18 protein-coding genes are annotated in these 14,691 nt (G+C 35.7%); 15 read left to right on the forward strand and 3 right to left on the reverse strand.

What is annotated here, in order from left to right:
• Positions 1 to 7: 7 nt before the first annotated feature.
• Together ACHRV5_RS00705 and ACHRV5_RS00710 are read right to left on the reverse strand one after the other, a co-directional pair.
• Entirely contained in the window at positions 8 to 1,984 is a 1,977-nt protein-coding gene (locus ACHRV5_RS00705) for a thiamine pyrophosphate-dependent enzyme (RefSeq protein ID WP_395425373.1), read from the reverse strand.
• 839 nt (positions 1,985 to 2,823) lie between these two features.
• Positions 2,824 to 3,573, reverse strand: a complete 750-nt coding sequence (locus tag ACHRV5_RS00710) for a 4-hydroxy-tetrahydrodipicolinate reductase (RefSeq protein ID WP_047775149.1) — start codon at positions 3,571 to 3,573, stop codon at positions 2,824 to 2,826.
• A gap of 255 nt (positions 3,574 to 3,828) precedes the next feature.
• Between ACHRV5_RS00710 and ACHRV5_RS00715 the strand changes: the two genes are divergently transcribed.
• The 15 genes from ACHRV5_RS00715 (at position 3,829) to ACHRV5_RS00785 (ending at position 13,425) form a co-directional block, all read left to right on the forward strand.
• Positions 3,829 to 4,779, forward strand: coding sequence for an isopenicillin N synthase family oxygenase (locus ACHRV5_RS00715; RefSeq protein ID WP_047775151.1), 951 nt, complete (start codon positions 3,829 to 3,831; stop codon positions 4,777 to 4,779).
• 115 nt (positions 4,780 to 4,894) lie between these two features.
• Complete coding sequence (locus tag ACHRV5_RS00720; RefSeq protein WP_395425374.1) at positions 4,895 to 5,227, forward strand: translation initiation factor; 333 nt, start codon at positions 4,895 to 4,897, stop codon at positions 5,225 to 5,227.
• 160 nt (positions 5,228 to 5,387) lie between these two features.
• On the forward strand, positions 5,388 to 6,260 hold the full coding sequence (locus ACHRV5_RS00725) for a nucleoside phosphorylase (protein WP_047775155.1): 873 nt from the start codon (positions 5,388 to 5,390) through the stop codon (positions 6,258 to 6,260).
• Complete coding sequence (locus ACHRV5_RS00730) at positions 6,261 to 6,701, forward strand: DinB family protein (RefSeq protein WP_395425375.1); 441 nt, start codon at positions 6,261 to 6,263, stop codon at positions 6,699 to 6,701.
• A 36-nt stretch (positions 6,702 to 6,737) separates the two neighbouring features.
• On the forward strand, positions 6,738 to 7,130 hold the full coding sequence (locus ACHRV5_RS00735; RefSeq protein ID WP_395425376.1) for a VOC family protein: 393 nt from the start codon (positions 6,738 to 6,740) through the stop codon (positions 7,128 to 7,130).
• Positions 7,130 to 7,603 (forward strand): DUF4265 domain-containing protein, encoded by a 474-nt coding sequence (locus ACHRV5_RS00740; protein ID WP_047775161.1) that lies wholly within the window; start codon positions 7,130 to 7,132, stop codon positions 7,601 to 7,603. The genes ACHRV5_RS00735 and ACHRV5_RS00740 overlap by 1 nt, the downstream gene beginning before the upstream one ends.
• Before the next feature lie 60 nt (positions 7,604 to 7,663).
• The gene (locus tag ACHRV5_RS00745) at positions 7,664 to 8,515 is read left to right on the forward strand and encodes a substrate-binding domain-containing protein (RefSeq protein WP_395425377.1); all 852 of its coding nucleotides are present in this window, start codon (positions 7,664 to 7,666) and stop codon (positions 8,513 to 8,515) included.
• A 19-nt stretch (positions 8,516 to 8,534) separates the two neighbouring features.
• On the forward strand, positions 8,535 to 9,467 hold the full coding sequence (locus ACHRV5_RS00750; RefSeq protein WP_395425378.1) for a transglutaminase: 933 nt from the start codon (positions 8,535 to 8,537) through the stop codon (positions 9,465 to 9,467).
• 186 nt (positions 9,468 to 9,653) lie between these two features.
• A complete protein-coding gene (locus tag ACHRV5_RS00755) occupies positions 9,654 to 10,019 on the forward strand; it encodes a hypothetical protein (RefSeq protein WP_047775167.1) in 366 nt (121 codons plus the stop codon).
• A gap of 324 nt (positions 10,020 to 10,343) precedes the next feature.
• Positions 10,344 to 10,919, forward strand: a complete 576-nt coding sequence (locus tag ACHRV5_RS00760) for a YdeI family protein (protein WP_395425379.1) — start codon at positions 10,344 to 10,346, stop codon at positions 10,917 to 10,919.
• A 135-nt stretch (positions 10,920 to 11,054) separates the two neighbouring features.
• On the forward strand, positions 11,055 to 11,372 hold the full coding sequence (locus tag ACHRV5_RS00765) for an ArsR/SmtB family transcription factor (protein WP_395425380.1): 318 nt from the start codon (positions 11,055 to 11,057) through the stop codon (positions 11,370 to 11,372).
• Between the two features lie 5 nt (positions 11,373 to 11,377).
• Positions 11,378 to 11,845 (forward strand): SRPBCC domain-containing protein, encoded by a 468-nt coding sequence (locus ACHRV5_RS00770; RefSeq protein WP_395425381.1) that lies wholly within the window; start codon positions 11,378 to 11,380, stop codon positions 11,843 to 11,845.
• A gap of 7 nt (positions 11,846 to 11,852) precedes the next feature.
• Positions 11,853 to 12,227, forward strand: a complete 375-nt coding sequence (locus ACHRV5_RS00775; protein WP_395425382.1) for a DoxX family protein — start codon at positions 11,853 to 11,855, stop codon at positions 12,225 to 12,227.
• A gap of 22 nt (positions 12,228 to 12,249) precedes the next feature.
• Entirely contained in the window at positions 12,250 to 12,831 is a 582-nt protein-coding gene (locus tag ACHRV5_RS00780) for a YdeI family protein (RefSeq protein WP_395425383.1), read from the forward strand.
• A gap of 27 nt (positions 12,832 to 12,858) precedes the next feature.
• Positions 12,859 to 13,425, forward strand: coding sequence for a DUF4256 domain-containing protein (locus ACHRV5_RS00785; protein ID WP_395425384.1), 567 nt, complete (start codon positions 12,859 to 12,861; stop codon positions 13,423 to 13,425).
• Between the two features lie 161 nt (positions 13,426 to 13,586).
• Here ACHRV5_RS00785 and ACHRV5_RS00790 read toward each other — a convergent pair whose 3' ends face one another.
• Positions 13,587 to 14,576, reverse strand: coding sequence for a type IX secretion system membrane protein PorP/SprF (locus tag ACHRV5_RS00790; RefSeq protein WP_395425832.1), 990 nt, complete (start codon positions 14,574 to 14,576; stop codon positions 13,587 to 13,589).
• Positions 14,577 to 14,691 lie beyond the last annotated feature (115 nt).

Consider the following 14,691-nt stretch of genomic DNA (forward strand, 5'->3'; position numbering starts at 1 on the left):
AATAAGTTTAATATTTTAATAATTCCAATAAAACTTCTTCAAAACGACTTTTAGGTAAAAACTGATCTTCGAGTGCTTTTGTAAACGGAATTGGAGAATCTAAACTGGCTACTCTTTTAACCGGAGCATCTAAAGATTCAAAACATTCTTCCATAATTAAAGCTGAAATATCACTGGCAATTCCACCAAACATAGTATCTTCCTGATAAATAATTACTTTTCCTGTTTTTCTAACCGATGCAAAAATGGTTTCGGTATCTAAAGGTTGTAATGTTCTTAAATCGATTAAATCGGCTTGTATTTCAGGGTTTTTGGTTAAAGTTTCTAATGCCCAGTGTACCGCTGCTCCAAATGAGATAATAGTTACTGCATTTCCTTCTTTTAACAAGGCTGCTTTTCCAAACGGAATGGTGTAATAATCGGTTGGAACATCTTGATAAACACTACGATACAATTGTTTGTGTTCGAAAAATAAAACCGGATTAGGGTCGTTTATTGAGGTGTTTAACAATCCTTTAGCGTCATATGGGAACGCAGGATAAACGACTTTTAAACCAGGTGTTTTGGTGAACCAGGCTTCATTTGTTTGAGAGTGAAATGGACCAGCCTGTGTTCCACCACCGCAAGGCATACGAACCACAACATCGGCATTTTCGCCCCAACGGTAATGAGATTTAGCCAATAGATTGACAATAGGATTAAAACCTGTCGAAACAAAATCGGCAAATTGCATCTCTACAATCGCTTTATAACCGTTTATAGATAGTCCCATTCCGGCTGAAACTACAGCACTTTCACAAATTGGAGTATTGCGAACGCGGTCTTTTCCGTAAAGTTCAACAAATCCGTCTGTGATTTTAAAGGCACCGCCATATTCTGCGATATCTTGTCCCATGATCACCAGATTTTTATGGCGCTGCATAGACTCATTCAAACCATTGCGTATGGCGTCAATAAAACGAATATTTTCTGATGATGCAGATGGATTAACTTCCTCATGTTGATAAGGTTTGTAAACATCATCTAATTCACCGGCATAAGTAGGAACGATTTCAGGCTCCGCATTTGCAAGCACTAAATTGTCATCAATTTCTTTTTTTATTTCACTGCGCAAAGCTTCATCAAATTCGGCTGTTAAAACTCCTGTCTCTGTTAAATAATTTCTATAATTCGCAACAGGATCTTTAGCGGCCCATTCGTCCATTAGTTCCTGAGGAACGTATTTGGTACCACTCGCCTCTTCATGGCCACGCATTCTGAATGTTTTGAATTCCAGTAAAACCGGATGCGGGTTCTCTTGCATTTCTGCTTTTAGTTGCGCCAGTTTATTATATACTTCCAGTATATTATTACCGTCTATGATGTGGCTTTCCATACCGTAACCAATACCTTTGTCGGCAAGATTTTCGCAATAATACTGCTCGTTTGTAGGTGTCGAAAGTCCGTAACCATTGTTTTCTATGACAAACATTACTGGTAATTTCCATACTGAGGCAATATTTAAGGCTTCGTGAAAATCTCCTTCACTGGTAGCGCCCTCACCGGTAAAAACGGCTGTAATTTTTTTGTTATCTTTAAGTTTGTCCGCTAAAGCGATTCCATCTGCAATTCCCAGTTGTGGACCCAGATGCGAGATCATTCCGATAATATTATAGTCCTGTGTTCCAAAATGGAAGCTACGATCTCTACCTTTTGTAAAGCCATTTGCTTTTCCTTGCCATTGTGAAAATAAGCGGTATAATGGAATGTTTCTAGTGGTAAAAACACCCAGATTTCGGTGCATCGGCAATATGTATTCCGTTTCATCAAGAATGGCTGTAACACCCACGGCTATTGCCTCCTGCCCTATTCCGGAGAACCATTTGGACACTTTTCCCTGCCGAATTAAGATGAGCATCTTTTCTTCTATTAAACGGGGTTTTAATATTTTTTTATATAAATCTAAAAGCTGTGAATCGGTTAGTTCTTGTCTGTTGAAGATCATTTGGTTGTTTTTTATAATTTTCAAATATATAAAAATATAACAATTTTAACATTATTTGTTAGATAATTAACACCATGAAAATTATGAATTTGCAACATTAAAAATAGGAAAAAATAGCTACATCCGATTTAATTTGATTTAAAGAATAAATCAGGGTTAGTTTTAGAATTTGATTTTCTAGAATCTTGCTTTGTTTGTCCTTTCGACGAAGGAGAAATCGCACAAGAGATTCCGCAAAGAAAAGCACTAATCTTTGTCGAAAATTGGATCGGTTAGTCAGTAAGTTAGGCTGTTTTTTCACGCAGATTTGGCAGATTTGGCGGATTTTTTTTATTTCATTCCGCTAAAATCTGCGTGAGACTTTTTTGATAACCCTTAGTTTAATTATGGATGAATGCCTTTTTTAATTGCCGTTGGTTTTAACCAACGGTCAAGTATGATTGATAGAAAAGGCTTTAGCCAAAAAAACTTAAAGTATAGTTTTGGCTAAAGTTTGTATTTATGCCTCTAAAACCCAATGTTAATAAGTTAAGAAAATTTTTCACGCAGATTCTACGGATTAGGCGCGGTTTTTTATTTCATTCCGCTAAAATCTTCGCGAGACTTTTTTGACAACCCTTAGTTTGATGGTGGATGAATGTCTTTTTTAATTGCCGTTGATTTTAACCAACGGTCAAGTATGATTGATCAAAAAGGCTTTAGCCAAAAACCTTAAGAGTGTAGTTTTAGCTAAAGCCTTTATTAATGCCTTTTTTATTCCGTTGGTTAAAACCAACGGCAATTCAAAAAATAAATATCTTGAAGAAAATAATATAGCCTAAATGCACTTCAAATTTAATTTATACCGCAAAATAAGGCGAAAGTATGTCCTCAAAATTAAACAGACCTTCCTTTTTATCCACCAGATTTTCGGCTACAAATATGACACCGCTTCCAAAAGCTTCGCGTGAAATACTTTCATGTACAAGTCTTACGGTCTGAAATGGAAATCCAAACACAACTTCATGTTTGCCTACTATTCCACCTGCACGAACCGAGTTGATGTCTTCTTTTTCGAGATCAAGTGCTTCGGCAATTTTTATGGCGGTTCCTGAGATGCCGTCTTTACCTTTAAAATGTTCTTCGATGATTTCAATGTCAACCCAAGGAGCGATTTTCTTTAAAAATTTGGAGGCAAAAAGCAAATAGTTTACCCCCAAGGTAATGTTTGGGCTCCAAAAGACGGTTGTAAGGTTGGAAAGCGATTTGAGATAGTCTTTCTCCTTATTGGTATAATGAGATATTGCCGAAATGATTTTTATTTTTCGCTCACTTGCTGCCTCTCCGTACGCATAGATCCCGGAGTTGGATGAAAAATCAATTATAACATCAACGGGTTGATTATCGAGTAGTTCAGTAATAGAAGTTGATGCTGTTGAATATATTTTACCTGTTTCCTCCGAGTCAATTCCGAGGTATTCTGCGGCTGTCCTGTTTTCGAGTGTTTGGCTCCTTTTCATAACCCATGAAAGAGAGAATTTTTTGTTTTGCAAAATTACCGACGCTACCGCTTTTCCTGTTTTTCCGAATCCAATTAGACCTACTTTCATAATGTTGTTTTTTATAAAAATAGGATTTTTTTATTGCAAATGGGAATATTTTTGGAATTATTAACATGTTTTAGGACTATAACTGCTGTTAAATTATAGAAAAATCAAAAATAAGATTCCTTGTTCTGCAGTTAAATTATTGTTCTAAAAATCAATTTTATAGTAAAATTTAAAATTCAAATATAAAATATTATATACCTTTGTTACTGAAAGACCTTTCTATAGTCTTTTATCTTTTAATAAAAAATGTAAAGTATGCAAAACATTCCTAGTGTAGACTTACGTGATTTCCTTTCGGACGACCCGAAACGTAAACAAAAATTTGTAAATGAAATCGGCAGTGCATTTGAAAACATTGGCTTCGTAGCCCTAAAAGGTCATTTTCTTGATGATCAGTTGGTAGACGAACTTTATGGCGAAATTCGAAAATTTTTCGCCTTACCAGTAGAAACTAAGCATAATTATGAAATTCCCGGAATTGGCGGACAAAGAGGTTATGTTTCTTTTGGAAAAGAGCATGCTAAAGGACGTAAAGAGGGAGATTTAAAAGAATTTTGGCACTTTGGTCAATATGTTGACCAAGATTCCAAATACGCTTCGGAATATCCGGACAATGTAGAAGTAAAAGAATTACCACGTTTTAATGTTGTGGGTAAAGAAGCGTACCAAATGCTTGAGAAAACAGGTGTTTATGTATTGAGAGCGCTGGCTTTGCATTTAGGTTTAGATGAATTTTATTTTGATCAGTATGCAAAAGACGGAAATTCAATTTTAAGACCTATTCATTACCCACCAATTACTACTGAGCCTGAAAATGCTATTCGTGCTGCAGCTCATGGTGATATCAACCTGATTACCCTTTTGATGGGGGCTCAGGGAAAAGGATTACAAGTTCAAAATCACGATGGCGAATGGATTGATGCTATCGCTGAAGACGATCAATTGGTAATCAATGTTGGAGATATGTTGTCAAGACACACCAATAACAAATTAAAATCAACGATTCATCAAGTGGTAAATCCACCGAGAGAATTATGGGGAACTTCTCGTTTTTCAATTCCGTTTTTTATGCATCCTGTAAGCGATATGCGTCTGGATTGTTTAGAAAACTGTATTGATGCAGAGAATCCTAAGAAATTTGAAGACATTACTGCAGGTGATTATCTGTATGAACGTCTGGTAGATTTAGGTTTAATAAAAAAATAAAACATTTAAATCTCCATTTTTTAAATTCCAAATTCCAAAACTATCAAAACTTGGGATTTGGAATTTAATTTTTAAACAAACAATTTTGGAATTTACCTTTTAGAATAAAAATATTATGGATTTACAAGATCAATTAAAGAATTTATTTCCGGATCATATCGAATCAAATGAGCCTGAAGAAGTTCAGGAAGAGGATCATGTGCTTTATATTCAAAAAGAGCCCATGATTTGCAAATTTGAAAAACGAAAAGGAAAAGCTACGACCATAATCGAAGGTTACGAAGGAAGCGATGAAGACTTTAAAATTCTGGCGAAAGAAATCAAGACCAAACTGAGTGTTGGCGGTACTTTCAAAGATGCCTCTATCATTATACAGGGAGATTATCGCGACAAGATTATGACAATTCTAAAAGAAAAAGGCTTTAAAACCAAAAGAGTCGGGGGCTAAATTCCAATACTAATTGTAATCGGGATAAATTCCAAATTCCAACTTATGGAGCTTTATTTCAGGTCACACAACCTGAAACCTAAAACGTGAAACAAAAATAACTCAGAGACTAAGAGCCTCAGAAACTTAGTAGCTCAGAACCTCAGAAACTTAAAGAAGAATGATACAAGCATCAGAATTAATATTAAATCCGGATGGAAGCGTTTACCACTTAAACCTTCGTCCAGAACACATAGCTAACGATATAATTTTTGTTGGCGACCAAAACAGAGTTGAAAAGATCACTCAATTTTTTGATTCAATTGAATTTTCAACTCAAAAAAGAGAATTTAAAACCCAAACCGGAATCTACAAAGGGAAAAGAATTTCTGTAATGTCAACCGGAATTGGTCCGGACAATATTGACATTGTTCTGAATGAATTAGACGCTTTAGTAAATATCGATCTCGAAACGCGTCAGCCAAAAGAGAAGCTAACTTCATTAAACATCATCAGAATTGGAACTTCGGGTTCTTTACAAGCCGATATTCCTGTAGACAGCTTTGTAATGTCAAAATTCGGGTTAGGATTGGACAATATGCTTCGCTCCTATTTAATTGATGAAGTTACAAATGTTGCGCTTGAGGATGCTTTTATAGCGCATACGAATTGGGATAACAGAAAAGGAAGACCTTATGTGATTCCTTGTTCGGAAGCATTAGAAAAAGTGATCGAATCAGATCGAATATTCAAAGGAATTACGGCTACTGCAGGTGGTTTTTATGGCCCACAGGGACGTGTTTTGCGTTTGAATATTCAAGACGAGGAATTAAACGCTAAAATGGATAATTTCAACTTTAATGACCACCGAATTACCAATTTAGAAATGGAAACGGCTGCTATTTATGGACTTTCGGCTCTTTTAGGACATAATGCTTTGTCTTTAAATGCCATTATTGCCAATCGTGCATCCGGAACTTTTAGTGAAGATCCGTATAAAGCGGTGGATGAATTGATTACTTACACACTAAACAAACTTTCAAGCACGATCTAAATGCAGGATACAATTCTTAAATTTGAACAATTGCTTGGCGAAAGTGCTGTTTATTTTCCAACAATTGACATTTCAATTTTAGAGGCAAAAAGAACTGGAAAATGGTCGAAAAAAGAGATTTTAGGCCATTTGACAGATTCTGCGATTCATAATCTGGTACGTTTTACAGAAATAGATTATCTGGAACAACCGTATTATCATCGACCGTATCAACAGCATAATCTCGTTGTTATAAACCAGTATCAGGAGATGGATTTTCCGGAATTGATACAGCTTTGGCTTTCTTTAAATAAGCAAATCATCAGACTATTTAAGAGTGTTAATGAAGAAGCTTTAGCGTATAAAATCATATTAGCAGATGAATCTGTTATTGATTTAAGATTTTTAATGACTGATTATGTGGAACATTTAGAGCATCATATCAAACAGATTAAAGATTAAGTCTTTGTTTTAAGATAAAATTATTAAAGTATAATTATGACTTTACGAGTAGCGCGACATACCGACAATCTGGAGAAAATAGAGCATTTTTATGTTAATATTCTGGGGTTTGAACGCTTGGGCGGTTTTCAAAATCACAATAATTATGATGGTGTTTTTATCGGAAAAGCAGGTTTGGACTGGCACTTTGAGTTTACACAATCGGAGACAAAAGCCAAACATGTCTTTGATGAAGATGATGTTATTGTGCTTTATCCGGAAACTATTCTTGCTTACATTGAATTAACAAATAGACTTTTAAATCATAATATAGTAAGTATAACGGCAAGTAATCCTTTTTGGAACGAGAATGGAAAAATGTTTCAGGACCCTGATGGGTATCGCATCGTCATCTCACCATTAAAAGCAGAAATAAACGAAATTGAATAATGGAAAATACGCATAAAAAAATCTTGTTCAGATATTACAGTGATTATCTGGAGGATACCATTGTAGAGACTATGTGGGCTGAAATCATCGACTTGGAGAAAGGACACTTTAAACTGGATAATATTCCTTTTTTTGGGCCTTTAATTGCAACGGATGATCTTTTCTATGCAGAGTACGATACAACTGAAGAACGTTTGGTTTACAAAAAAACATTGCAAAGTTCTGGGAATTCAATTGTGCAGGTTGTAATTTTAGACAAAGATTTTGATAAAGAAATTATCAGAGAGAAATTAAAAGCAATTCATTGTTTGTCTGAAGGCTTAAATGACACCTTTTTTGCTGTTGAAATAGTGAGGGATATCGATTATGCTATTGTCAAAAGTTTGTTGAGTGAATACGAAACACTTTCTGTCATAGAATTTGCAGAGCCTTGTCTTTCAGAAAAACACAGAGCCGATTTATTAAAAAACTAGTACAATCAAGCCTGAAGTACTAAAATTAGCATACGCATACCCAATTTAACTTTGATTATAATGAAAACTGTAAAAATAGTAGGTGTTCCGGAACACTTCAATCTGCCTTGGCAATTGTGTATTGAAAGTGGGGAGTTTGAAGCAGAAAATATTGATTTGCAATGGAAAAATATCCCGGAAGGGACTGGCAAAATGTGTCAAATGCTTCGCGATGAGGAGGCAGATATTGCCGTTATTCTGACTGAAGGAATTGTAAAAGATATTGCAGCCGGAAATCCTAGTAAAATAGTTCAGATTTATGTGCAATCTCCTTTGATTTGGGGAATTCACGTAGCAGCCAAATCAGATTTTCAGGAGCTAAAAGACCTTAAAAATAAAAAAGCCGCTATTTCCAGATTGGGTTCAGGATCGCAGCTTATGGCTTATGTAAACGCAAATGAGCAAGGCTGGCAAACCGATGATCTAAAATTTGAAATTGTAAATACGATCGATGGTGCTGTAGAAGCTTTAACAAATGGAACAGCGGACTATTTTATGTGGGAGCATTTTATGACTAAGCCTCTGGTAGACCAGGGAATTTTCAGAAGAATTGGCGACTGCCCTACTCCATGGCCTTCTTTTGTAATTACGGTTCGCGATGAGTTTTTGAGAAAGAATTCTAAAACAGTTCAAAAAGTGCTGGAAATCATTAATAAAACAACTTACGATTTTAAACAAATCCCAAATATAGACCAGACATTATCGGAACTTTTTAATCAAAAAATCGAGGACATTCAGGATTGGTTGCAACTTACGCAATGGTCCCAAAAACAATTGGATGAAAAAGCCTTCAATAAAATTCAAAATCAATTATTTGATCTCGGAATTATTGAGAAAAAAAGTACTTTTGTAGAAATGGTAAAAGCACTATAAAAAACTGCTTTTGATTCTTATGATAAAATTCCCGAAAATCGACTTTCCGCAGTTAAAATCCAAGCTACAGGTGAAATCACCTTGGGACAGGATTATTATTATGCTGTTGAGTGTGCTGATTACCGTTCCGATTTTTATCATTATGCATCAAAATTTCATCGATTTAAAATGGCCTTTTAATTTAGATCGTGTATTGTTGTTTATAGTTGTTTTTGCAGCAATTTTCTTTCTGCTGATGCTTTTGCGAACCATAATAATCATTTGCATTGCGCTTTATTTACTGGTTTTGTTTTACGGAACCGTAATTGGTAATTATGGCTTTACAGAGATTTCGGAAGATTATAACTCGATGATTTACACCATGTCGGATAATCCTTTTCCGCAGGATATTATCGTGGCAAAATTGCTTCCGTTTCCTAACAAATCTAAAATTATAAATGCCATAGAATATCAGAATCCGAAAGTTCGGAATTTTGCTGTTATGGCGACAACGAAGCATTTTAAAGGCATAAAAGGCTATGCCGACTACAGAACAACGATTCAGTGTTTTGCCGTTTTTAAAGAGATTAACAGTCGATGGAACTATGTAAACGATCCTAAAGAAGGAGATTATATTGCCACAGCCAGTGAATCTTTAGAATATTTTTCGGGTGATTGTGATGATCATTCAATATTGATGGCTGCTGCAATACGTTCGATTGGAGGAACTCCGCGATTGATTCATACCAAGGGACATATTTATCCCGAAATCTTAATTGGTTCATTGATCGATTTGGAAAAAGTCAATTATTTGATCAAAAACGTGCTTTTTGTTAAGGAAAGTTACAAGCAAAAGTTGCATTATCACATCGACGAACGTGGTCAGGTATGGTTGAATTTAGATTATACAGCCAAATATCCAGGTGGCCCTTTTATGTATGAAGAGATTCTTGGGGCTTTAACTTTGAACTAACGCATTTGTAGGAATAATTAGCCGGATTAGTGATTTATTACTTTTTAATATAGAACGATAATTAAACCTAAACTTTTAATAACAAAACTCCAGATATAGCTAACTTTTTTTAAATAATTGATTCTAAGTATTTTGAACTTATTTTTTTTGTAACTTGTTTCCTGTTTAACTTATTAATCAAAAACCATGAGAAAATCTAAATTACTTATCTTAGGAATTACACTATTAGCCGTATTAATGATTTCGTGCAAAGGTCGAAACAAACTGGTTAATTCTTGGAAAATTACTGCCGTTGAAGCTAAAATGCCTCTTTCTGATTCAGCTAAAAATGTAATTTTAACACAAGGGAATCTAACGTTTACTAAAGACGGACATGTAACCGGATATTTGCAAAGTGAAATAACAGATGGGACATATGCTTTGACAAAAGGCGGGAAAAGTTTAGTCATAAAAGACGAAACAGGAACTCCATATCCGTGCGAAAGTACTATAACAGAAGATCAATTGATATTAGACAGTAAAGAAATGAAATTGACGCTTAAAAAAATATAAGTTCAGCTTGATCTGAACACCCAATACAACAGCAAAAGAAAAAACTCCTTACTTCAAGGGGTTTTTTTTGCCGTTTACCAGAATGATGTTAGGATTGGTACTGATAAAATAAAATAGCACGCAGATCTAGCGGATTAAGCGGATTTTCGCAGCAGTGTTTCTTTTATTATCTGCTGAATTTGCGTAAAAAATAATCAGTGCGAATCTTTTTAATCAGTGGCAAAAGAACAATTCGCGAAGATTCGAGTAATTCGTGGCAAAAAAAATACCCATTTTGTAATTAATCGATTAATCTAAATAAATACCATTTAACTACTAAACCAAATGCAGGATATTGAAACTTTTTACCCCGCCAGTAGCCAGGACTGGAGAGCATGGCTGATAGAAAATCATAATGTAAAGCAGTCCATCTGGCTTGTATGTTATAAAAAACAGGCCAATGTACCCACCATTACCTGGAGCGATGCTGTTGATGAAGCGCTGTGTTTTGGGTGGATTGACAGTACCCGAAAATCGGTAGATTCGGATAAATTCATCCAGTTTTTTACCAGACGCAAACCTTCCAGTAATTGGTCTAAGATCAACAAGGCAAAAATTGAACGCCTCGTTGCAGAAGGACTTATGACTGAGGCCGGTCTTGAAAGTGTGGAAAGAGCAAAACAGAATGGTTCCTGGACTATTCTGGATCAGGTAGAAGAATTGCATGTTCCCGAAGATTTGTTAGCGGCTTTTGAAGCGAATGCCGGCGCAAAAGAATATTTTACGAGTTTAAGTAAGTCTGTAAAAAAGATGCTGCTGTATTGGGTAGTTTCTGCTAAAAGACCGGAAACAAGGCAAAATCGGATCAATGAAATTGCAGTATTGGCCGCACAAAACCTGAAACCCAAACAGTTTAGATAATCCTTTTTTTGTAAATGAGAATTCCTTTAGTTTGCTGTTCTTAAGGATGTTATTTTGAAAAAAGAATAAAAAAAAGTCCGAAAATATTTGCGCAGTCAAATAACTGCACTATATTTGCAGTCAAATAACTGCGCAATGGAAATTAGAAGAGATGTATTTCAGGCAATAGCCGACCCGACCCGTAGAGCCATACTAAGTTTGGTTGCTGCACAGGCAATGACTCCAGGAGCGATAGCAGCCAATTTTGATTCCTCAAGACAAACGATTTCAAAACACATTCAAATTCTTAACGAATGTGAGTTGCTGCATCAGACACAAAGTGGAAGAGAAATTCATTATCACTTAAACGCTGAGAAAATTAAGGAAATTGACAACTTCATTGAACCCTTCAGAAAAATGTGGGATGAACGTTTTAATAAATTAGAAGACATCATGAAAAATTATAAAAAATAAACATCATGGAAAGAAAGACAAAAATTAATGCGGAAGACGGCAAGCAGGAACTACTAATTACGAGAGAATTCGATTTGCCGCTTGAATTGCTTTTTAAAGCGTATATCGAACCTGAAATTGTAGCACAATGGATGGGAACAAAAGTGATAAAGCTCGAAAATAGAAAACACGGCAGCTGGCAATTTGAAACGAGTGACCCAAAAGGAAATGTTGTATTTCAGGCCAATGGCGTAATTCAGGAGTTTTTTCCTGACGAGAGGATTACACGTACGTTTGAAATGGAAAACAGCCCCTTCCCTCCTCAGTTAGAGTTTTTAGAATTCGAAAAAATTACGGATTCTACCAGCAGGCTTACGATGCAAATTATTTACAAATCGGTGGCGCTGAGAGATCAAATGCTGAAATTGCCTTTTGCCCAGGGAATCAATATGGCGCACAACAGATTACAGGATATTGTTAACCAACTAAACTAAAATAATTATGACTAAGAAAAACAAAATTATCTATTGGGTTGCCACACTTTGGCTTGCTTTGGGAATGACTGCAACAGGAATCGTACAATTGATACAAATGAAAGAAGAAGCAGAAATGATACAACGTCTGGGGTATCCGCTCTATTTCTTAATTCTTTTGGGAGTTTGGAAAATTTTGGGTGTGATTGCAATTCTGATTCCTAAATTTCCTCTGTTGAAAGAATGGGCTTATGCGGGCTTTTTCTTTGCGATGTCGGGAGCGGTTTTTTCTCATTTATACTGTGGTGATAGTGCCAAAGAACTTTTTGGTCCGGTTTTATTGATTGTACTGACAGTCGTATCCTGGTATTTCAGACCGGCAGGGCGAAAAGCAATTGTGTAATTAGTTTTAAAATTCAATTGGTATGAATCCAAACGTTGATTTTTATTTTGATGAAGCTAAAAAATGGCAGGAAGAACAGGAGCAATTAAGAAATATTGCTCTTGATTGCCAGTTGACCGAAGAACTAAAATGGGATTCCCCGTGTTATACGTATAAAGGGAACAACATCGTATTGATACATGCTTTTAAAGAATATTGTGCTTTTCTGTTTTTTAAAGGTGCTCTATTAAAAGACACGGCAAACATTCTTACTCAACAATCGGAAAATACGCAAGCCACACGCCAGATTCGATTCACAAATACAGCTGACATTACTGCGATAAAGGCGACTCTTAAAGCTTATATTTATGAAGCAATTGAAATAGAAAGAGCCGGTTTGCAAGTCACCTTTAAAAAAACGACAGAATTTGCCGTTGCCGAAGAATTTCAGAAAAAACTGGAAGAACTTCCGGATTTAAAAACGGCTTTTGAAGCTTTAACTCCCGGAAGACAAAGAGGGTATTTGCTCTATTTTTCGCAACCCAAACAATCTAAAACCAGAGAAGTACGAATAGAAAAAGCGATGCCCCAAATCCTGAAAGGAAAAGGATTAAAAGACATTTAAGATCATAAAAAAACAAAACGAAGTAACATGAGTAGTAAAAAGAACCAATTATCTGCTGAGCAACAGGATCAGTTGCTTAGTGTATTAGAAGCTCGCTTTGAGAATAACAGCAAACGCCACGAAGGTCTTGAATGGCATAAAATTCAAGCCAAATTAGAAGCTAATCCGGACAAAATTTGGTCATTGGATGAAATGGAAAGAACTGAAGGGGAACCGGATGTTGTGGGGTACAATAAAGAGACCGATCAATACATTTTTGTGGATTGTTCAGTAGAAAGTCCAAAAGGTCGCAGAAGCTTTTGCTATGACCATGAAGCTTTGGAAAAACGTAAAGAGCATAAACCAAAAGACAGTGCTATTAATAAAGCAGCTGAAATGGGAATTGAAATCCTAACCGAAGAACAATACCGTGACCTGCAAAAACTTGGGAAATTTGATGCCAAAACATCCAGCTGGATTGTAACTCCTCCAGATATCCGAAAGCTTGGTGGTGCTCTTTTTTCTGATTTTCGTTACAATACTGTTTTTGTCTACCACAATGGCGCTGATTCTTATTATGCAGCGAGAGGTTTTCGTGGGCGATTATTGGTTTAATGATGTTATTTCACATATAAAAAACCTCCAGAATCAAATGAATTCGGAGGTTTTTATATCGAGTCAAAGACTACTGAGATAGGTTTTTCTTCTTTATTGCTAACACTTTCGTTTTATTTTTAGATCGTCTTTGTGTTACACTTCGCCAAAGCTGTAAAGTCTTAGTTTACAGCGGGACAATTACAATCGTACTTCTCCTTTCTACAAGCTAAATTCATCCCTAATGTAAGCTGATGATAAGCGCCATTGTCAAATTTGGCACTACCAAAAACGGAAGAATACGTGTAGGCAAACAGGAAGTTTTTATAATTTATACCGATAATAGGTGTCAAATATTGTAATTTTTGTTTTGAAGTGCCACTTACCGGGTGCTGGGCATCTAAATCGGTGCGATAAGACAAACCGGCCCACAGCATTCCTTCACTAAAATTCTTGTACGTTTTCAAATTTACATCAAGTGTCTTTTCTTTTGTTATTTCAGTAAATTGAAACATAACAGAAGGTTCCCATGATAACCAATCTGAATTGCCAAAAATGTAACCTGTACTAAAAAGATATTTTCTTAGGTTGCTTGTTTCATGATTTGAATCCTTATTTTGTTTGGTTTCCAAAACATTTTTTGCAGTCAGATGAACATACATATCCAGATAATTATAGGAAGTTCCGATATCAAAATTGACATGCGTTTCGCTTTCGATGTTTCCTTTAATAATCGGATCTGTAACACCGGAATCCAGAAAGTGAGTTTCATCTAACTGGCTTTGCGTGATACCGCCACTTATTCCGAAAGAGAGTTGATTCAAATCAATAGCATCCCTTGAAAACATAATGTGATGTGCATAAGTAAGTTGGATTCCTTTTTGAGAATAGTATCCATTTTTATCGTTAAAAAGAATAATTCCTCCAGCCGATTTTTCATCAAATCGGGTATTGTAACTCAAGGTCTGAAATGCAGGAGCGTCCTCGTGACCGAACCATTGGTTGCGAATGGTTAATCTTATTTTATCGCAATTGGCTGCTCCCGCCATTGAAGGGTGAATGAGATAGTAATTGTCGGATAAATAATCAGAGTAGATTGGAATTCCTTCTTGCGAAAAGCAATGTGTAGTGATCAGTAGAAGGGCAATATAAGAGACAAATCGTGAATACATCATTCAAGTTTTATTTTAAATTTTATTCACTACTAAGACAGTAGTTTTAGAAAATAGGGTTGCAAATAAAGCAGTCATTTTGTTGCAAATACGGTGCTGCTCTTTAGAATAGTGA

This window comes from Flavobacterium sp. FlaQc-52 (assembly GCF_044007495.1).
In the GTDB taxonomy this organism is placed as follows: domain Bacteria; phylum Bacteroidota; class Bacteroidia; order Flavobacteriales; family Flavobacteriaceae; genus Flavobacterium; species Flavobacterium cupriresistens.